The organism is Enterococcus sp. RTP21361st1_A6_RTP21361_211029, assembly GCF_040910045.1.
GTDB lineage: Bacteria > Bacillota > Bacilli > Lactobacillales > Enterococcaceae > Enterococcus_D > Enterococcus_D gallinarum.
Genome location: NZ_JBDGBK010000003.1, coordinates 25448 through 47117 on the forward strand (window position 1 = coordinate 25448; position 21670 = coordinate 47117).

The window sequence follows — 21670 nt, forward strand, 5'->3', positions numbered from 1 at the left end:
TTACGATAAGCTATTAGTTGTAAACGTTATCACACTTATTCTATACTTGCTGAGGACAAGTTTATTTTTGGATATAAACCAGTTATTTTCCAAGGGTTTACAAAAGTTTAGAGGAAAGTTTAGCGGAATTAAAAGTAAAGAAAAAACAAATGGTGTTATAATTAGGATAAGAAAATTGGTGTAAGAAAAATTGAAAGGGGATTCAATATGATAGCTATTTTTATATACAATATTTTATTGATCATTCTATATTCAATCACGATGACTTTTGCTATTTATTCTTACTTAAAAGAAAAAAACAAATTATTTCTTTGGATTAGTTTGTATCTGGCATTCTTTATTTTTGACAATACAATTATTTATATGACGGAATTTCTCAATTCCTTTGCCCAAAGTTATGATCAGGCATTTATGAGTGCACCAGCAGTTAAAACTATTATATTTATGGGAAATGCCTTTTTCTCCATTTCTATTCTTGCCGAACTACACAAAGAAAAACTCTCTCCCCTCCATTATACGCTATTGATCGTTTTGGCCATTTGGATGATTACGACCCCACTGATGGAAAACTCAGCATTTAAAGTTTGGCTCTATTATCTGGGTAATCAACTCTTCCTTTTTTATCTAGGAATTTATTGTTGGCAAGGGACCAAAAAGAAGCTCCCTCTACTGAACAAACACTATTTAAAACAGTTGATGATCATCAATCTCTTCTTTAGTATTTTGATCATAATTGAAGATAGCTTCGTGATTTTCAATGTCGACCAGTACAGCTCGTTAGCGACAAAGATTTATAATCGCAGTATTTCAGAGGATATCTTTTCGATTGTTGTTTGTATATTATTACTGCACTTCTTTATCAAAGAACGCCAACCACAGGAAGAAAAACCGCAAGAGCAAGACGCCTCTCTCTTGATTCAAAACTTTTGCCGTATTCATCAGTTTACCCAACGAGAAACGGAAATCTTTGCGTTGCTGTTGTCCCATCAAACCAATCAGGAAATCGCCGATCAGCTCTTTCTTTCATTGGGAACGGTCAAAACCCATGTTCATAACATTTTTATCAAACTTGAGATAAAAAAACGCACGCAAATTATGATTCTTTTTGAAAAGTACAAAGAGACCCATGAGGCAGCTGCCTAAAAAAGACCTGGAAGGATCGCTTCCAGGCCTTTTAAAGTTTAAAAACCAGTCATTCATTGCTCTGAACGGCTTATTCTTCCATATATGCATACTTGATGATCGTTGACGGTCCGAAAGTTGGATAGTACACACCTTTCAGGGAAGGATTGACCATAATACTACGAGCTCTTTGGTAGATTGGGACAATCCCGGCGGTTTCTTCTACTAATAGTTTTTCTGCTTTGATCATCGTATCCCAACGTGTCGCTAAATCATTGGCATAGGTCGTATTGCTATCAGCAATCAACTGGTCATAGTCTTTATTTTCATAATTCGTGTTATTCGGTGAAACGAGATTGTAAAGGTACGTCATCGGGTCTTGATAATCTGGTCCCCATGTTCCGATAGCTAACTCGTAATCGCTTTTTCGTGTCAATTCAATCGAATTATTCAATGGGACAGACTTGATTTCAACGGTCAAGCCCGGTAAGACTGTCTGTAACTGATCCTGGATGAATTCAGCCACTTTTTTATCTGCATCAGTGTCTTTGGTTAACATCTCGATGGAGATCTTATCCCCAATATCAGCAGTGGCTTTTTGCCAGTAAGCGAGTGCAGTGGCTTTATCCGGTCCTTCGAGAGGCGCATCTTCTCGAAAATCTTTGCCAGTTTCCGGATTGAAGACAAAGTTATTCGGAATAAACCCATTGATTGCTTCTGATCCATCTGATAAGACATCTTTGACTAAAGCTTCTTTATCAATCGCATAATAAACGGCTTTTCGTACATTTTCATTGGCAAAGATCGTATCTTTACCATCTCTTTTCTGATTCATCTTGAAATAGTGGATATAAGAGGTCAGCACCGTCTGTAGTTCTTCGTTAGCGGCATTTTGCTTCACGTATTCCCCATAAATATCCGCCATATCCAACTGTCCTTCGTTGAAAAGATTATATCCTGTAACAGCTTCTTTGATCACTTCATAATGGATATTCTCCAGTTTGATGGCATCACGATTGTAGTAGTCTTCATTTTTTTCCAAATCCCATGTAGAGGAAGCTTGATCCCAATTTTTCATCAAAAAGGGGCCATTAGTTAAAATATTTTCACTTGATGTGCCATAAGCATCCCCTTTTTCGGTGACAAAAGCTTCATTTTGTGGAAAAAATGGAGTAAAGGCCAATATCGAAGTCAAATAAGGAACTGGCTGTTCCAATTGGATCTCGATCGTGTACTCGTCCGTAGCTTTCGCACCTAGTTCAGAAGGGTCTTTTTCCCCATTGATGATTTCGGTGCCATTTTTAAATGTACCGTCCAATAAAAACATGTAGTTTGCTTGATTGGCTGGCGTGGCTAGCCGTTGCCAAGCATAAATAAAATCTTTAGCCGTCACTGGCTCCCCATTACTCCAAGTAGCATCTTCTCTCAACGTGATCGTGTAAGTCAGACCATCGTCGGATATGTTGGGGAAATCTTTGGCGATAGCCGGTGCGACCTTATTGGTGTCATCGATTTGATACAATCCATCAAAGACATTGACTTGGGCATTGATACTTGCCGTATCTTGTGTAGAGAGTGTATCCATTGATCCGATTTCGCTTTGTTCCATCAAATTGACCACACTGCTCGTTTGGGCAGTCGCTTTGGATTCTTTCTGATAACTACAACCTGAAAAACCGATGACGCTAGCAACAACCAACAAAAACATCATTCTTTTTTTTCCTTTATTCCTCATTTACGTCCTCCTTTTTTACATGCGTCCCAACCGCTTATCGAAGCGCTTTTTCTAAAATCGTCATCTCAATCAATTCAGCTTGCCAATCCAGCTCATCATATCGGTAGCCTTTCTTGGCAGACTCAAATTCTCCCCGCTGATTGTCGATGGGGTCTGCTCGTAAGAATTGCTTCGCTACGGTAAATCCCCCTTGAATACAGTTATTAGCAGGTAAGCGAAAAATATCTAGGTTTCCAAAATAATAAAGCCAGCGCTCTTCATTTCCGCCTCGAAATGCGCTGCCCCCAAACGAAACATCTACATAAAGCCAACCGTACTCTGGTAGATAGAAGCGCGCCCAGTCATGAGGGCCCACAAAAAATTCTGAAACATATAAACCCGACTCCCATTCAGCTGGGATATTCGCCATACGACACAAAGTGATAAATAAAAGTGCTTGAACCCCGCAGTCTCCTTTCTGATTGACTGCGCAGTACTCACTGATATTCGGAATCGCATAATATTCTCGCATAAATGAATAGGTCACTTTGGTGGTCACAAAATGATAAATCGCATACGCACGTTCCAAGGGATTTTTTGCTTCCGGCAAAATTTCCTGCAATAATTGCTGTAGAAAAGGCGTAAATTGAATATGGGGAGCGAATTCATTGAGCGCTGATGCAAATGCGTTTTTTTCCGACTCAGTCAACTCACGAATCATGGTTTGCTCATCCAACAACTGGAATAAATCCGTATAAACAGCCGTCAATTCATAGCTGTGTTCCACAGTCGCTTCAATTGAGGAAGGGTCGTTGGTTTCAAATGCGATCGTTCGCTGTGGTGCAGCGAAGGGATCAATCTGCTTGACCGCTCCTTTTGTCTGAAGAATCTTGGCATTTGCTACCTTTCCAGTGTCTCGAGGCAAAGGAATGTGCGTCAAGAAAGGACCGTCTTCTTTATTAAGCGTTGTTAGTGGTCTAAGTGATTGTTTCAAAACGATTCGAGCAGTCCTTTGTCCGAGTTGTTTCATTTTTTCTACATTCTCATCCAGTTCTACTTGTCTGGCACTGTCAATTCCGTTTTCTTCCTCAAATAAATAGCGCGTATAATAGTCTGAGCGCGTCTTAACGAGATTAGCAATAAAGCGTTCATGGAAAACTTTTTTGCCGTTCAAGTAGATCCATTCAACCTCTCCTGCTTCCACTAAGCGATCCAGTTCTTCTCGCTGAAAATCGACAAAGGACTGTTGCATCATCTCCAGAGCTTTGGTTTCTTCATAGGGATATTGCTTTGCTTCAAAAACAGTCAAAACCTTTAATTCCGTGTGCAAACGATCTTTTAAGACTTCACTGATACGGGCATTGTTCAACTTCTGATGAATGAGTCTACGTGTTAAAGAAAAATCACCAAAATCTTTGGCTCGTTGAATGTCTTCTGGCAAAGGAACCACTAGATTGGATAGATCATTAGGATCCATACTCACTGCGCCACCTCCTCTTTTTGTTTAACGCCTAATCCAGCCGCTTCATTAAGTTGAATCACCGGTGTTTTTTCTGTACCAACAACCCCTTCATACGCAAGAACTGCTAAATCAAACGTCGCGTCGAGGTCAGCGAAACGAACATTTTTTTGTGCAGCAACAAAGTGAGCTGCCGCTGCGATACTAATATTGGTCTCCCCTGCCATACAACCTACCATACACGGGATATTCGCAGCTTCGCAAATACTATTGATCTGTAACGCTGGATAGATGCCGCCACATTTCATCAATTTGATATTGACAGCATCTACTGCATCTTTTTTGATCAATGATAACGCATCTTGGGGTACAAATGCCGCTTCATCTGCCATGATCTGTTGGTTGACTTGAGTTCTGATAAAGGCTAATCCATCAATGTCACTAGCAGGTGTTGGTTGCTCAAAAAAAGCGATGTCATATTTCTGCAACTGTTCAATCATTTTTATTGCCTGCTTTGCTCGCCAACCTTGGTTGGCATCAATTCTCAATTCGATGGCTGGACCGACAGCTGCCCGAATTTGTTTTACTCGTTCAATATCGTCTTTCTCATCCAATCCGACTTTGATCTTCAGTGCAGTAAATCCTTGTTCCACAAACAATTGAGCATTCTCTGCCATCACTTCTGGAGTATCGATGGAAATCGTCATATCTGTCTCTACTTGGTTATCCTGACCGCCTAACAACTGGTACAAAGGCAGTCCTGTACTTTTTCCCAATAGATCATAGCAAGCCATATCGAGAGCTGCTTTGGCAGACCCATTGCCTTTCATGCACTGGTTCATGATGCTATGGATCCGGCTTAATTGCCGTGGATCTTCTCCAGTTAATGCATCAGCCAATAACTTTAGAGCAGCTTCACAGCCTTCAAGTGTCTCCCCTGTCACTAAGGGTTCAGGTGTTGCCTCACCGATCCCAAAGTCCCCTGTGTCAGTGATCACTTTAATGGTCAAATTGCTGACCTCAGTAATAACGCCTAATGCAATTTTAAATGGCTTGCGCAGCATCATTTTATTTGCAGCAATTTCCACACGTTCAATTTTCATCTTCATTCCCCCCTCTAACTTAAAACTGACTATATCATTCCGTTTTTTTCTTTTCAACACTTTTTCTGAATTTTCTGAATTTTATTTTTATACAGATTATGCATAACTCTACCAACTTATCTCCTTTGAGCAGTAAATTTAATAACAAAAAAAGAGCAAAAATTTGCTCTTTTAATCAGATAATTGTATTTTATTAATAATCGTCGGATGCCAACGAACATTGATTTGTTTGATTGTATCAAGCGGACACTTTGGTTGTCGATCAGCTGTTAACAAACCGTTTTTTTCCTGTTCCACATCCGTCAACTGCGTATAACAAAAGCCGTGAAGAATTTCTGACTGATAGACAGCATCAATCACCCGCTGATAGTCCTGAATAAACTCTGCTTCATTAGCTGCATTGGTATATCCCCAGCCTTGAGCCCCTGTATCATAGCCGATCCCGCCAAATTCTGTTAACAAGATAGGAACATCTTGATGTTGAAATCCTGGACAATAAATTTTTCTGCGATTGGGTTCAGAAGTTAAAATCGTATCTTTTGTTCGCAAACTCGCCGCAAAATGGTCGTATTTCTCCAGTTCTTCTTTCGTTCCATGAACATAGCTGTGAATCCCACAAATATCACTTTCTGTCATCTCCCAGCCATCATTTGAGATAACCAATCGAGTAGGATCTAAAGAATGGATCAAGTGATAAATCGCCTGCGAAAAATGCTGTTGCTGACGATCGACACTAATGTTCGGTACCCCCCAGCTTTCATTGATCGGTACCCAAGTTGTGATACAAGGATGATTGTAGTCACGGTCGATGATCTCTTGCCATTCAGCCATCACTTTCCCCCCGCTAGTTCGTGTATAAACACTCGGTGAGGCACATTCTCCCCAAACAATGAATCCTAACTGATCTGCCCAAAACAAAAAACGGGGGTCCTCTACTTTTTGATGTTTGCGACAGCCGTTGAAGCCCATTGCTTTGGCTAATTCGATATCTTTCTTGTAATCTTCATCTGTAGGAGCTGTCATGAGACTTGTGGGCCAGTAGCCCTGATCCAACACTAGTTTCTGATAATACGGGCGGTTATTTAAGTGGACCATGCCATCTTGAATATGAATTTTTCGCATGCCAAAATAGCTTTTAACGGTATCGATACACTTTCCTTGTGACCAAACATCAAAGACGACATCAAAGAGATTCGGGGTCTCTGGAGTCCAAGTCCATCCGCGACCGTGAAAGTCACTGCGGTCGATCTTTTGATTGAATAGACTGTAAGAGCGTGTGAACTGGTGCTCGGTCAACTGCTGGCGATCAGAAACGATCAGCTCTTCGCCGTAATAAATTCTGGTACACAATTCTTTATCCGTCAAATCACCAGCATAATGATAGGCGATCTCTACGGATCCCCGATCAAACTCACTGGTATAAAAGACCTTTTCTAAATAGCCGTTTTTGTCAACTGCCTCCAACCACACCGTCTGCCAGATACCCGTTGTTCGGGTATACCAGATAGCAGCAGAATGTTCCTGCCAATATTGCTTGCCTCTTGGTATTTCTTCATCTGTTGATGGATCAAAGACCTTTAGTGTGAGCAGATCTTTGTCAAAGGTCAAATAGTGAGTCACATCAAAAGAAAATGAGGTGTGTCCGCCAATGTGTTCCCCTACTAACTGATGGTTGATGTAGACCCAGCAATGGTAATCGACAGCGCCGAAATGTAACAATAAACGTTTGTCTTGCCAAGTATCTGGCACCATCAGCTCTCGCTGATACCAAACACCGTCATGAAAGCTTTTGATTTCAATTCCACTTTGCTTGGACTGAAAGACATAAGGAACTTCGATCATCTGTGTCAATGCTTGTGGCTGTTGTTCCTCTAAGTTGTCGGTAAAATCAAATTGCCACTTACCGTTTAAATTCAGCCATTTCCTTCGTTCAAATTGTGGGCGCGGATATTCTGGTCTGTTCATAGTCGTCCTTTCCTTTTCAATTTTTTTTATTACGAGGCAAACTAGCCTTTGCTTCCAGAAGTAAGACTGATTCCTTGAATGAAATACTTTTGACCGAAGAAAAACAAGACTAACGCAGGAATCGTCATTAATGTAGAAGCCGCCATCATGATATTCCATTGAGAAGAAAATTGCCCTTTTAGTTGCAATAATCCGAGAGCTAATGTTTGTTTGCTAGGATCATTCAAGTAAATCAAGGGGCCAAAAAAATCATTCCAAGTATTCATAAACGTAAAAAATCCTACAACCATCATGGCAGGTTTAACTAACGGAAGCATGATCTTATAAAAAATCTGCCAGTGGGTTGCACCATCCAGGATCGCCGCTTCATCTAATTCTTTTGGGATACCAGCAAAAAATTGTCGCATCAAAAAGACATTGAACCCACCACCGCCAAAAAAGGCTGGGGCGATCAAAGGTACAAAGGAATTTACAAATCCTAATTTATTCCACATCATAAATGTCGGAATCAACGTCACTGCACCTGGAAGCATCATTGTCGCAATGACCATCGCAAACCACATATTCTTGTATTTAAAGTTCAAGCGGCCAAATGCGTAACCGCATAAGCAAGAAGTAAAGATATTCCCGATAATGCAGGGAATAATAATCAAAAACGTGTTAACGAGATAGGTCTTTAGATCCAAAACTTGAAAGACATCTGCGTAGTTAGAAAATAATAATTGATCAGGCAGCCACTTAGGGGGGAACTCAAAAATTTCATAGGAATCCATAAACGAGCTGCGTACTAGCCATAAAAATGGAACCAATGAGATCAGTCCAATCACCACTAATGGAACATACATCATGTATTTTGCTTTTCTCATGGTCATTTTTCTTGCCCTCCATAATACACCCAATTTTTTGCCGTACCAAAAACCAGCATCGTAAACAAACCAATAATCACAAATAGGATCCATGCTAATGCGGATGCATAACCAAACTGATTTTCTTGGAATGCTTTCCGGTAGATCAACAATGCGTAAAACAAGGTCGCATTATTGGGGCCGCCTCCAGTCATAATGTATGCTTGCGAGAATGTCTGGAAAGACCCAATCAACCCCATCACCAAGTTAAAGAAAATGATGGGAGAGATGGCTGGCAATGTCACATACAAAAATTTATGGCGCCAATTGCCGCCATCTACTTCCACAGCCTCCATTAGGTCTTGGGGAACATCCTGCAGCCCAGCTAAGAAAACCAGAGCGGTACCGCCACATCCCCATACGGCCATTAAAATCAAAGATGGGATCGCTGTTTGTTCATCAAAAATCCAGTTAGACGGCGGCAAATGGAAAAATTGCAAAACAGAATTCAGCAAGCCAAAATCCGGGTTGAATAACCACATCCATAAAATGTTTGAAGCCACCGCTGGAACTACCACCGGCAAGTAGAACAATGTTCGAAAAAATGCCTGTCCTCGAACTTTGACATTCATCAACAATGCGATCACTAGTGCAGCGATCAAACTACTTAGCGTACTGCCAAAAGCAAAGGTGAATGTCACAACCACCGATTTTTTGAAAAAAAGATCATCCATAAAAATCGTACGGTAGTTATCGATGCCGGTAAATTTGAAATCACCGATGACATTATAATCTGTAAAACTAAGAATCAGACTAACGATCATTGGGATGATGGTAAAAATCAATAATCCGAGAATTGCAGGGGCTGCAAAAGCATACCCTGCACGATTCTCTTCTTTGTGTAAATCATATTGTTTCTTTTTAGATTGTTCATCTGTTTTAAGTGTGATCATTCCTTCGTCCACCTACTTCACATACTCGTATTTGTCCCCGAACTGTTTCTCTAGTTTTGGCAAAATGTCTTCCTCAACTACTTCTCTTGGAGCTTTCTTGCCAGTCCAGACCTGTTCTAACGCGGGGTTCACGATTTGCTCGATCGAAGCAGCATCTTCACTGTAGAAGGCCTTGTTTTTTGTCAACGCTTGCTCTTTCGCTTCAACCAGTGCTTCTTTTTTATATTCTGGTGAACGATCGCTTACGGCCCATTTTTGAAGGTACGTTTCATCTGAGAACCAATTGTCTTGGTTAGGTAACCATAATCCTGAATCGATGACATCTAAACTATTCTCAGGGTCTAAAAGATACTCTAAAAATGTTTTGGTTTCTTCCCAATGTTCTTGTGTGTTTTCATTATCAAAAACCACGATTGGCGGACCAAAATTCATTTGAACGACTTTTCCCATTTTTGGTAAAACACCCATACCTAACGCTAACCCTTTTTGTTCGATAGCGTCCCCCAGGGAACGTAAGTCCCAAGATCCTGTGATCGTCATCGCTACTCTATCTGTCAGCATTGCGGTATCAGTTGAAGGAATCGTACTTGCCTGTGAGGGTTTCGGCATCACATAATCTTTGTACATCAAATCCTGAATTTTCTCTAACGCTTCAATCGAAGCATCTGTTCCAATCAGGATTTTTTTGCCGTCCTGACTAAGCACCCCACCGCCATTGCTGATTAAGAAAGATTCATAGCCTAGACCAGTAAAATTGGAGATCCCATAGGTTTTGATATTTTTTTCGTCAAAACCAGCATCGCCTGGATGATTGCCATTTCGGTCGACTGTCAGTTCTTTCAGAATGGATACAAATTTATCCCAATCCCACGCTTGATTGACGTCATGAGGTGGAACTTCAACCCCCTTTTCTTCAAAATATTTCGTACTGTAGAACAGTGTAAGCATTCCTGGCCCTGCAGGCGATCCAAAGATTTTCCCGTTGTACTCCGAGCGTGTCTCTGCGATTTTGTTCTCAAATGGTCCTCCTGATTCATACAGCTCTGTCAGATCCCTTAAGTTGCCGCTCTTCCCCCACTCTGCCGTGCTTGTTTCAACCATATAGCCGACATCTGGAAGTGTTTTGGTACTAGCTTGTGTGTTTAGCTTCTCCATATAATTGTCATAAGGGATCTGCTGCGCTTTTACTTGGATCTCGTCTTGTGATTCATTAAAGTTTTTGATTAATTTATCGATCGAAGCTTTCTCCAATGTATCGCCCCAAAAAGAAAAATTGAGGGTAACTTTACTCGCTTGATCACCAGCATCATCATTGCTCCCACATCCCGATAATAAAAAACTTCCGCCTATAACCAATGTGGAAATGAGTAGACCAATTTTTTTCATCTTCTTTGCTCCTGCCTTTTTATATTCCATTTGTATGCGCATACAATAGTTCAAAAAGAAAATCAGACGGATTATTTTTTACAAAATGATTGCTTCATGTTGCCAAAATAATGCTGTCTGTTTTTCTTTACAATTTATACTATACAAAACGAAAATACATATTTCTTCCCGAGTTATGTGTTCCTTATTCCCGATTTTTGTTTGGCTCTATTTTCTAAATTAGAAATCGATTACATTTATTCTATCAGGCACATCACACAGTAAAATAAAGAGAGCAACACCGCATCACTATCTATAGAACAAAGGAGTAGAATACATGAGCTTATACTTGGAAATTCCTGAAATCAATCCGCTGTTCCCTTTCAAAACCTTTACAAATGAAGGGTGGTCGATCACTTATCCTCACTGGCACAAAGAAATTGAATTTATTTATTGTTTGGAAGGAACTGTCAGATTAGGGGTGGATGACGAGATCATTCAAATGCATGAAGACGAGATCTATTTTTTTTCTAGTGGTGAACCGCACTTCTTCTTGTCTTCGCCAAATAGTGAACGAATCGTTTATCAATTTGATATCAAACTCTTTCAAGGGCATGACAATATCTCGCCAAATGATCGTCCATTGGCCAAAGTATTTGAGACCGTCGTCAATTACAGTAAAGATTGGCCTACCCCGATCCAAAAAGAGATCCAGACTATCTTGCTTTCTATTTATCATGAAAACCAGAAACAGCGTGAAGGGTATCAATACAGTATTTTGAGCAGTTTGTATAAATTAGCGAATCTCTTGTACCAACTGCCATTGAAGAACAAAAAAACAGAAAAAGCCGCTTTAGATAGTACATTAAAAAATCGCGAGACATTGTTCCAGATCGACACCATCCTCGACTATATTGAGTCCAATTATTTACATGCGATCACGATTCAGGATGTTGCTGATCATGTGGGGTTTAGTCCTAGTTATTTCTCACGCTTCTTCAAAAAAAATATCGGGATGTCTTTTACCAGTTATCTGGCAGAATACCGCATCCATCGGGCAAAGTATATTTTAGGAACAGAGCTGGTTCCCATGGCAGAAGTAGCTGCCCGCTCAGGTTTTTCTAGCGTCAAAACCTTTCATCACGTCTTTAAATCAATGGTTGGCACTTCTCCTATGAAATTTCAAAAAAATATTTTCGGCTTTCACTAAATAACTACGCAAACAAAACCGAAATAGATTCCAAATCGTTGAAACCGCATTTATCATTTTTATCTAGAATAGGCAATAGTTCATCAGAGAAAAAGAGATCGGAGACTTCCAGATCTCTTTTTTGTTCTCTCGAAGGAGTAATAAAAAAGCGGGGGAGACAGGAGGGTTAACTGCCGAGATAACAGAGGACTCCACGAAATTTGCTTTTCAATTTTTGGGGTATTTTGACTTATTTTCGAAGATGCTGCTTCTGCTCCCGCTGTGTAGGCGTGTTTAGAGCGTGGAACAAAAGGAAAAAACTTTTGTTCCACGCTCTAAAGAAGAATGACTTGCTACCCAAATGCCTCATCTACACAGAACTTCCTTGTACGGATCAAATAGAATAAACAGCACTCAATTAATTGGTAGAGAATAAATAGTCCCCCGTTTTTACTTGCTCTTGAATCGTTTTAGCAAAACTACCATGTTCGGGAGTATTTGTGACAATGACAGGTATCGTTACATCATATCCCGCTTCTTTGATTTGTTGTCTGTCAAAAGAGATCAGCGGTTCACCTGCTTTCACATATTGATTTTCTTCCACATGAAGAGTAAAGCCATCCCCCTCCAGACGTACCGTATCGATCCCAATGTGGATCAAAAGTTCCACGCCATTCTCTCCTCTTAATCCGATAGCATGTTTTGTTGGGGTAGTCATGATGATGTAGCCATCGAATGGAGCATAAACGACGTCATCCTCAGGGAGAATCGCAATGCCGTCTCCCATCATTTTCTCTGAAAACATCGGGTCATTCACTGATTCCAAAGAGACAACCGTTCCTTTTACAGGGCTATTTATTTTTACAGCTTCATTCGCCTGATTGAGTTTATTTTCTCTAATACGCTTCTTTTCCATGAAAACAGTGAGAGTAAATGAGACACAAATCGCAAGCAGAATAACAATGATCGAAAACCAGAAGTTTGCGTTAAAGCCAGAGCCATCTGTTGGGATGAATGTCGGAATGGCAATTAATCCTGGTGATACGACTGCGTACTGCTTCAGTTGAACAAATCCAGCTAAAATACCGCCAACTGCTCCACCTGTGATTGCCCCGATAAAGGCACTGCGGTAATTGATCAAGACACCAAAGATAGCAGGTTCAGTGATTCCCATCACGCCAGTTAATCCAGAAGAGAGTGCTAGGGCCCTTTTCTCGGTATTCTTTTCACTATACGCAATCGCTAACGCTGAAGCACCAACGGCGACATTCGCTGCTAACATTGCTGGCATGACAAATGAGTCATAGCCATAATCTCCTAGCATTGCAAAAACGAGTGGAAACAATGCTTGGTTTGTTCCTGTCATCACAAGTAAAGGTGTCGTTGCCCCCAACAAACCAACGGAAAACCAGCCTAATTTATCATACAAAAAGCTCAAGCCATTAGCAATATAGCCTCCCACTTCATTTCCGATAGGACCTAATAGAATCAAGGTTACCGGTACTGTGATCAAAATGACAAGCAATGGTTTAACAAAGTATTTGATAGACTGGGGAATCAATTTATCCGCGATTCGATCAATCACTGCCATAAATAATACCCCGAATATCACTGGAATCGTTGTGGTATTATAACTCATTGTCGGTACAGAAAGGCCTAAGAAGGTAAGTCCTTCTATACCATTGATCAGTGAATGAACAAGAATTGCCCCTAGGAACATCCCCATCATGCCATTGATACCTAATTTGCGAGCAGCACTAAATCCAATATAAATAGGCAAAAAATAGAATCCAGCATCATTCACTGCATTTAAAATCGTATAAGTTCCACTTTCTGCAGATAATCCGAAAAAGGTCACACCAATAGTTAAAACGGCAGATACCAATCCGGCTGCTACAAGGATAGGCAATACTGGAACAAAGGTACCACTGATAAAGTCAACGACTAATGCCCCATAATCTTTTAACCTTCTTTTTTTTCGATCAGTGGATGTGTTTTCACTTTTATGCTCTAATTTCTCCATAAACATTGCATATACCTTAGGGACATCTGGTCCAATGATTAATTGAACATCGTGATCTCTTTTTACTGTACCTAAAATCAGTTTATTTTTCTTCAGCTGATCATCATCGAAGGCGGATGGATCATTCAATTGGAGTCGTAATCTAGTAGCACAATGGTTCGCTGTTTGCACGTTTTCGATTCCGCCGATGTGATCGATGATATACTCAACTAGTTCACTATAATTTGTCATAGCCGATTCATCCTCATTTCATTTTATAAATCGCTTTCATTTCATTTGATAATCAAAACTGGATCATCTGTTTCTTAGCAAACTGCCTATCCGAACGATACTGATTTTGCTCCTAGGAACCGCAAGATCAGTGTCATAAAAATACGATTACTCGCACCGTTCAATGACTATCGTTCGGATAGTATAGTGTCTACTGTTTTATGTTACAAATTTATAGTTGTACCCCGTTTCCTTCTCACTCTGGTCGTTTCAGGGACTGCCCATTTGAATGAATCACTTCTTTGTACCAATAATAAGAATCTTTAGGAATTCTTCGCAAATCAAGCAATTCGTCATCTGTCGTATTGATATAGACAAGTCCGTAACGTTTTGCCATGCCATTTCCCGTGCTCAATAAATCCGTAAAGGACCATGGATTGTAACCAAATACTTTTGCCCCATCTTCAATGGCTAGACCAACTTGGTAGATTTGGTCATTCAAGAATGCAATTCGTTCTTGATCATGGACTTTGCCGTCTTCTCCTAACGTTTCATGGGCACCGTAACCATTTTCCGTTATAATCATCGGCAAATGATAATGATCCTCCATATAGCGTAATAAGTAACGCATGGCAACGGGATCGATCTCCCAGTCCCAATCCGTGGTCTCTACAAATGGATTCACTGTTTGAGCAAAAATACCTGGATAATTTGGATAAACGAATTCTCCTTTTTTCCCAGACTTATTCAACCCAATTTCTTGACGTTGTGAATCAGCTGGTGATTCTTTTGCAACATTGCTGCGATAACAATTAATGCCAAAGAAGTCAATTTTTGCTTGGGCAACGAGTTCCATGTCTCCAGGGCGAATATCTGGATCAATATTGTGTTCTTTCCAGTAACGTTTGATAAATCCATTGTATTCACGATTGGCATTGAAATCATTCCAAATTTTTTCGGTTAATTCTTCGGCATTCATTGCTGCAATCTGATCTTCTGGTTTAGCAGATTCAGGATAAAACGGAACCATCCCAGGAACGGGTCCAATTTTCCCATCCTCAACTAACTCATGACAAGCAATAACTGCTTTAGCATGACAGAGATTCATAATATGGTTGACTCTCCATTTGTCTTCGAACCACGTCTCTGGATACTTACAGACACCTAACCAATCACCATAGACGATCTGCATATTTTGTTCATTGATTGCTAGCCAGTATTTTACACGGTCTCCAAACGCATTGAAGCAAGTTCTGACATACTGATCGAAGGCATCGATGATCCCACGATCATACCAACCATTAAACTCTTCATCTACCCATACCGGCATGTCATAGTGATACAAGGTAACGATTGGTGTAATCCCATGAGCAACGAGTTCATCAATCAACTGATTATAGAAATCAATGCCTAATTGATTCGGAACACCAGAATTATCTGGATAAATTCTAGGCCAAGCAATAGAGAAACGATAAGAGGTAAATCCTGCGTCAGCCATCAATTGAACGTCTTCTTTGTATTTATGATAATGATCAGCTGCAATCGAATTATCGGTATAGGGCTTTTTTTTCTTACTATTCAAGTCAATGATCGCTGTAGAACGACCATCCTCTGCCACTGCGCCTTCTACTTGCCAAGCAGCGCTTGATGCTCCCCACAAAAAATTATCTGGAAATGTTGGTTGATCTTTAAAATGCATGACCTTAGCCTTCTCTCTTATATTTAAGTAAATAACCGTTGAATAATAAATCAAGGACAAAATCAATGCCATAGGTATAGTAAAGCAACTCATTGATTTCTTTCTCATGTGTTTGTGAACTTAAATGATATAATTTGTCAAAGTAACGATTGTAAATTGGGTTGCGGTTGTTGGTAAACAAGATCGCTGTTGCTGGAATCTCTTTAAATACATCTAGCATGGAAGAAACAAATAGACCCGAAAGTGAAAAAACAATGATCAGTGGCTCTTTATAAGTGGTTAATGCGACAGTTAGATCATCTTTTGAGGTTAGTAATGTGATTCGTTTGCCAAAAATAACCATCCGTTGCTGAAAAGTTTTGACGCTCCCTGCGATATTGCTGGAGCATAAAATCATTACCTCCTGATTGCTATTGATCAGTCGAACCAAGCGATCGACTTCTTGTGTGTTAAAGCGTAAGCTGAGTTCTTCCATTAAAGAAACAATGTTGCTTTGAAGCTTCGACAAGAAATCCTCATACCCATAAAATTTCTGAAATTCACTGATGCCATCATCAAATGTTTCTGCGTTTCTTTTCATTTCCAAAAAATTTTCGTACCCTAATTGTTTGGCAAACCTTCTAATTGAAGCTCGCGAGACATGCTTTTCTTCCGCAATTTGATAAATGTTCCATCGTGCCACACTCTTAAAGTTATCCAAGAAAAATTTTGCCAACTCAAATTCCACTGTTCCTACTTCATTTTCGTTCACAATATGATTCAGCTTATAAATAAAATTCAATCGATTATTATCCATTTTTTTAATCTCCCTTGGCCAAGTTTGATTGTATCCATAGTATAGCGTATCCGTTTACAAAAATGGGGTGCATATCTTGCACCCACAAGGAATATCCTAGGAAATCAACTAAGTTTGTTGCCCTTCCCTTCCAGTTTATCAATCAATCACGACTCCTTGATTAGAAGATTCATTGCATGTCACCTGAAGATAGCTTTTAAACAGTTCGTATTGCTGGGGCATAGAGTTTGAATAAAATGGGGGCCTTTTTACGAAAAAAAAGAATCAATTGGTTTTTTTACCAATTGATTCTTGCGAATGATCCAGCAAACAGTTGCTCACGGCTTACAACCTCAGAGCGGTTGCTGACATCTGCTCATTATAGAATGTTGTCATGCTCTATTTACAGACCTTCTTTCAGATGTTCTTTGCTAGTTTTTCTCACCCAGATGTCTTTACCAGTTTGTTCAATAAATACTTCAGTTTCAGGAGCTAGCTGACACTCAACTTTACCTTCCTTTAAAGTAATTCGCAATTCTTCCCCTTGATAAAAAAGCTTAAAGGCAAGTTCTGTTATTTCTTTTGGTAGGTGATTGGACAAGCGAATGCCTTCATCATAATAAAGACCAGCAAAACCATAAATCAAACTTAGCCAGCTGCCTCCCATATTTGCCCCATGGATGCCATCGACGACGTTTTTTTGCAGATCAGTCAAATCCATCAATGCCGTATCCATGAAATAGCGATATGCTTTTGCTGTTTCTCCGATACGACTAGCCATCACACTGAAAATCGAACGAGACAGCGAAGAATCATGGGTGGTGACTTTTTCATAATACTGATAATCTTGTTTTAGTTGTTCTAGGGTAAAATCACCCGTAAAAAGCATTTGCGCTAATACGGTATCCGCTTGTTTGCAGACTTGATGTTTGTAAATTATCATCGGATGATAATGCAACAATAAAGGATAGTTAGCAGCTGGTGTCTCTTCAAAAGGCCAGACAGATTGTTCAAGAAACTCATCATCTTGCTTGGTAAGTCCACGAGACGCATCATAACCGAAATACATGAGGTCTGCGGCTTGCTGCCATTGATCGATCAGTTCCATATGCTTTTCGTATCGTTTCGCCAGTTCAATGGCATAATATAAATTGTTTTGAGCCATTTTGTTGGTATAAAAGTTATTGTTGACCAATGCACTGTATTCATCAGGTCCGGTGACCCCATTGATACAAAAAGAAGGTTTGCCGTCTTTTTCGATGAAATCACCATAACTCAACCAAAATTTTGCCGTTTCGAAAACGACTTCACTGCCGACTTCTTCAATAAAGCGGACATCTCCTGTGACCCGTTCATAGAGTTGAAAAGCATAAACGATATCGGCATTGATATGCAGTTGTGCGGTTCCGGCAGGATAATAGGCACTCGTTTCTTGACCATCAATGGTGCGCCATGCAAACAGTGCACCGTCTTGGCTCAGCTCTTGTGCCCGTTTTTGCGCTTGCGGTAAAATAGTTGCTCGATAAGTAAGCAATGCTTTCGCAGTATCTGGATTGGTGTAAGTAAAAAAAGGCAACAAATACATTTCAGTATCCCAAAAATAATGACCTTCATACCCTTCACCTGTCAACCCCTTGGCAGCAAAATTGGTTCTGCCATCACGTCCTGCCCCCTGATTCAGGTGAAACAGATTGAAGCGGATCCCCTTTTGTAGTTCTTGATCACCCATGATCTCGATATCACTCGCTGCCCAAAACTGCTGATAGCTTTCCCTCTGTTCGGCAACAAATGTTTCAAAATCAACCGCTTCTTGATAAAAGGGTGCGCCCTCTGCTTCTTGTAATCGCAGTTGAAAAATCGTCGTCAGGGATTCTCCAGATTGGATTTGCCCATCGCCGCCTATCACCCGAATCGCCAGTTTTTTTTGACTATGAGGGGCTGTCCAAATGGCATAGTCGCCATGCTCTTCTTTCAGAAGCTGATGCTCTTTATTCGCAACACGAGGATCATCTGTTTGATTGACTGTGAAGCGCTGGTCCAATGGATGGGAAACAGTGATTGGCTCTGTGAAATTTGCATTTTTGATTGTGTAACGACAAACATAAAATTCACTGCGCGTCATGGAGGCAAAAGATTGCATCTCAAGATCAAAGCTTTTTCCTAATGGGGTTTCTACATGGTAAGACTCATGAAGGATGCCTTCTGCCATATCTAATGTCAGCTGGATTTGTTCCGTCTGCCAAACGCTGTCCGACGACTGCTCTTGTCCGATTCTTAAAGAAAGCCCCCGCAGGTTGGGTAACTTGCAGATGGTTTGGTGTTCTTTAGCATAGCCATAAGCCCATTCGCCGTATTGGATCGGTTCACTGTCAAAAAAACCATTGACAAAAGCCCCGGGATTCCCAGGATAGTTCGCATTCACTTTAAGGGGATGCCCTGCTCGGACACCGATTTGACCATTCCCCACAGCGAACAGCGTTTCTAAATATTCCGGTTTCTGATGAGAGAGTTCTTGTGCCTGCAATAAAAATCGTTTGTCCATCTCTGTTCGTCTCCTCCGCTTTTTTCTTTCAGTTCTATCCTACACTACTAAACACCCAATGCAAAGAATCCGACTTCAGCTGGGAGGGGCATCTACTTTGGTTCTTCTGACAGAGTATGGTACCATGAAACAAACTTGAAAGAAGGCGATTACTTGGATTTATGGCTAACAAATATTCGAATGGAAACAAGCTACATCAAAGAAAATGGCTGGACCTCTGGCAGCCAAACCAAACGGGCGGCGATTGGGATCAGTGAAGAAAAAATTACCGAGATCCTTCCCATGGATGAATGGAAAGACACGCCAGGAATAACTGTTATCGATGGTCAAGGCCAGTTATTGTTACCCGGCTTGATTGAAAAACACTGCCATTTGGATAAAAGCAAATTAGGAACTCCATGGCGTCCTGTCACACCGGCAGCCAACTTAGTAGAACGTTTTGAAACAGAGATTCCTCAATTGGATGCATTGCCTCTTTCGATTAAAGAACGGGCACAACAATTGATCGATTTGGAATTGCCTCATGGTGTCGTGTCCTTTCGCTCCCATATTGATATTGAACCAATGACTGAACTGCGCTATTTTGATGCACTAACTGAATTGCTTGCTGACAAACCATTTGGTTCGGAACTTGTTTTGTTCCCGCAACACGGTCTGCTGCGATCAAATGCCGTCACATTAATCAAAGAAGCATTAGCTACTGGTAAAGCTGCATTCATTGGTGGGATCGATCCTTATACATTAGATCAAGATTATCAGCAATCATTAAAAACAACCTTTGAGCTGGCAAAAAAAGGCAATGTTGGCATAGACATTCATCTGCATGACCGCAAAGAAGCCGGTCGTGCAACGATCAAAGAAATCATTCGGCTGACCAAAGAATATGCTATGGCAGGCAATGTCTTCATCAGCCATGCCTTTGGCTTAAATGATTTTGAAGGAGCTGAACGCACAGAAGTTTTTCAAGCTTTAGCAGATCAGGACATTCATATCGTTTCAAGTATTCCAATCAGTCAGGGAACGATTCCTCCCCTTAAAGAATTACAAAGTTATGGGGTTGCTGTTCACATTGGTTGTGACAATATTTATGATTCTTGGTCATCACTGGGTGACGGCTCCTTGCAAGAAAAGCTCGCTCGTTATTTAGAGATTTTTGGCGTTCAATCACAAGAGGCATTGACCCAGGCATTAGGCTTGGTAACAGATGGCAGAGTGCCATTAGATCAAGAAGGAAATCAACAATGGCCAAAAGTTGGCGATTCTGCTGATTTTCTTTTGACCCCTGTTTCTTCAACGGCTGAATTTGTCGCCCGCAAAGGTCACGTCAGCTGCAGTTTCTTTAAAGGACAACCAATCTACAACGCATAACCAATAATTATTGACAAAAAAGCCGATTTGCAACAGAAATGTAGGAAATCGGCTTTTTACGAATCAATGGTTGCACAAAAAATGATTCGGTCACCTCTCTTTTGCTGATTTCGCTTGACGCTGATCCGATTATTCGGTTTACTTATGATAGCGAATACAAAAAGTGAGGGATTACCATGTATACTGCAAACATGCAACGATATGAACGCATGACATATAACCGTGTCGGAAAATCAGGTTTAAAACTTCCTTCAATTTCCCTTGGTCTATGGCACAACTTCGGTGATACAGATCCAATTGCGAAACAGCGGGAAACGATCCTAGGAGCCTTTGATCTAGGCATTACCCATTTTGATTTGGCCAACAACTATGGTCCCCCTGCAGGATCGGCAGAAAAGAATTTCGGCCGCATTTTAAAAGAAGACTTACAGGCTTATCGGGATGAATTGATTATTTCATCAAAGGCTGGTTACTAATATGTGGCCTGGTCCCTATGGTGAATGGGGTTCTAAGAAGAATTTGATTTCCAGCTGTGATCAAAGCCTGCAACGTCTAGGCCTAGATTATGTCGATATTTTTTACCATCATCGCCCAGATCCAGACACACCATTGGCAGAAACGGCTCATGCACTGGACTTGGTAGTACGGCAAGGAAAAGCCCTCTATGTTGGTGTGTCCAATTATTCTGCAGAACAAACAAAAGAAATCGCCAAGATTTTGAAGGATCAAGGAACCCCCTTTATCATCCATCAACCTCGCTACAATATGTTTGATCGTTGGATCGAAGATGGATTAACAGCTGTCTTAGAAGAGGAAGGATTAGGTGCGATCGTCTTTAGCCCTCTGGCACAAGGATTATTGACTGATCGTTATCTGCATGGTATTCCCGAAGACTCTCGAGCGCATCGCTCAGATAGTCCTTTTTTAACAGAAGATCGTGTAGCTCCAACCTTAAATGTAGTCAGACAATTGAATGATATTGCTCAAGAGCGAGGACAAAGTTTGGCAGAAATGGCATTAGCTTGGCTGTTGCGTCAAGAGACTGTTGCTAGCGTATTGATTGGTGCTTCTCGTTTGAGTCAACTACAAGCAAATGTCCGGGCTTTGGACCAATTAACTTTTTCTGCTGAAGAACTAAAAAAGATCGACGAAATTTTAGTGCTTTTAAAGAAATAAGCGTTTGATTTGCTCGCTGGCCTTTCCCATGGGGGAACTGCCCCGCATTGAGTAAAATGGCGGAAACTTCATTTCAAACAACAAAGAAATCAAACGACCGCAGTGTGTATTGTCCAGAAGCTATTAATGCTTCGATGCAATAACCCTCGCGGTCGTTTGGTT

At 40.7% G+C, this 21670-nt stretch carries 14 protein-coding genes and 1 pseudogene; 4 read left to right on the forward strand and 11 right to left on the reverse strand.

Features of this window, described 5'->3' with window-relative positions; all coding sequences use genetic code 11:
- Positions 1–207: 207 nt before the first annotated feature.
- The gene (locus AB5Z52_RS00940) at positions 208–1143 is read left to right on the forward strand and encodes a response regulator transcription factor (RefSeq protein WP_003125625.1); all 936 of its coding nucleotides are present in this window, start codon (positions 208–210) and stop codon (positions 1141–1143) included.
- Between the two features lie 70 nt (positions 1144–1213).
- Here the strand turns inward: AB5Z52_RS00940 and AB5Z52_RS00945 are convergent, their stop codons facing one another.
- The 7 genes from AB5Z52_RS00945 to AB5Z52_RS00975 all read right to left on the reverse strand — a co-directional run bounded on the left by AB5Z52_RS00945 (position 1214) and on the right by AB5Z52_RS00975 (position 10547).
- Entirely contained in the window at positions 1214–2857 is a 1644-nt protein-coding gene (locus AB5Z52_RS00945; protein ID WP_368243307.1) for a peptide ABC transporter substrate-binding protein, read from the reverse strand.
- 34 nt (positions 2858–2891) lie between these two features.
- Positions 2892–4313, reverse strand: a complete 1422-nt coding sequence (locus AB5Z52_RS00950) for a transglutaminase-like domain-containing protein (RefSeq protein WP_003125622.1) — start codon at positions 4311–4313, stop codon at positions 2892–2894.
- Between the two features lie 2 nt (positions 4314–4315).
- The gene (locus AB5Z52_RS00955; protein WP_003125621.1) at positions 4316–5398 is read right to left on the reverse strand and encodes a dipeptide epimerase; all 1083 of its coding nucleotides are present in this window, start codon (positions 5396–5398) and stop codon (positions 4316–4318) included.
- A gap of 171 nt (positions 5399–5569) precedes the next feature.
- Entirely contained in the window at positions 5570–7363 is a 1794-nt protein-coding gene (locus AB5Z52_RS00960) for a glycoside hydrolase family 2 (protein WP_003125620.1), read from the reverse strand.
- A 41-nt stretch (positions 7364–7404) separates the two neighbouring features.
- Positions 7405–8235 carry a carbohydrate ABC transporter permease gene (locus tag AB5Z52_RS00965; RefSeq protein ID WP_368243308.1) on the reverse strand — a complete coding sequence of 277 codons (831 nt, stop codon included), beginning with the start codon at positions 8233–8235 and terminating at the stop codon, positions 7405–7407.
- Positions 8232–9161, reverse strand: coding sequence for a carbohydrate ABC transporter permease (locus AB5Z52_RS00970; RefSeq protein WP_003125618.1), 930 nt, complete (start codon positions 9159–9161; stop codon positions 8232–8234). Before AB5Z52_RS00970 ends, AB5Z52_RS00965 begins: the two co-directional genes overlap by 4 nt.
- A 12-nt stretch (positions 9162–9173) precedes the next feature.
- On the reverse strand, positions 9174–10547 hold the full coding sequence (locus AB5Z52_RS00975) for an ABC transporter substrate-binding protein (protein WP_288551439.1): 1374 nt from the start codon (positions 10545–10547) through the stop codon (positions 9174–9176).
- 316 nt (positions 10548–10863) lie between these two features.
- On the opposite strand from AB5Z52_RS00975, the gene AB5Z52_RS00980 reads away from it, so the two are divergent.
- On the forward strand, positions 10864–11736 hold the full coding sequence (locus AB5Z52_RS00980) for an AraC family transcriptional regulator (RefSeq protein ID WP_029486470.1): 873 nt from the start codon (positions 10864–10866) through the stop codon (positions 11734–11736).
- A 397-nt stretch (positions 11737–12133) separates the two neighbouring features.
- Here AB5Z52_RS00980 and AB5Z52_RS00985 read toward each other — a convergent pair whose 3' ends face one another.
- The 4 genes from AB5Z52_RS00985 to AB5Z52_RS01000 form a co-directional block, all read right to left on the reverse strand.
- The gene (locus AB5Z52_RS00985) at positions 12134–13969 is read right to left on the reverse strand and encodes a beta-glucoside-specific PTS transporter subunit IIABC (RefSeq protein ID WP_288551440.1); all 1836 of its coding nucleotides are present in this window, start codon (positions 13967–13969) and stop codon (positions 12134–12136) included.
- 235 nt (positions 13970–14204) lie between these two features.
- Entirely contained in the window at positions 14205–15647 is a 1443-nt protein-coding gene (locus tag AB5Z52_RS00990) for a glycoside hydrolase family 1 protein (protein WP_029486467.1), read from the reverse strand.
- Between the two features lie 4 nt (positions 15648–15651).
- On the reverse strand, positions 15652–16443 hold the full coding sequence (locus AB5Z52_RS00995; RefSeq protein WP_029486465.1) for a MurR/RpiR family transcriptional regulator: 792 nt from the start codon (positions 16441–16443) through the stop codon (positions 15652–15654).
- Between the two features lie 382 nt (positions 16444–16825).
- Positions 16826–18964 (reverse strand): glycoside hydrolase family 65 protein, encoded by a 2139-nt coding sequence (locus AB5Z52_RS01000; RefSeq protein ID WP_288551441.1) that lies wholly within the window; start codon positions 18962–18964, stop codon positions 16826–16828.
- A 153-nt stretch (positions 18965–19117) separates the two neighbouring features.
- Between AB5Z52_RS01000 and AB5Z52_RS01005 the strand changes: the two genes are divergently transcribed.
- Both AB5Z52_RS01005 and mgrA read left to right on the forward strand, forming a co-directional pair.
- Complete coding sequence (locus AB5Z52_RS01005; RefSeq protein ID WP_288551442.1) at positions 19118–20332, forward strand: amidohydrolase family protein; 1215 nt, start codon at positions 19118–19120, stop codon at positions 20330–20332.
- 176 nt (positions 20333–20508) lie between these two features.
- Positions 20509–21508: pseudogene (gene mgrA / locus AB5Z52_RS01010) on the forward strand (L-glyceraldehyde 3-phosphate reductase).
- The last annotated feature ends 162 nt before the right edge of the window (positions 21509–21670 follow it).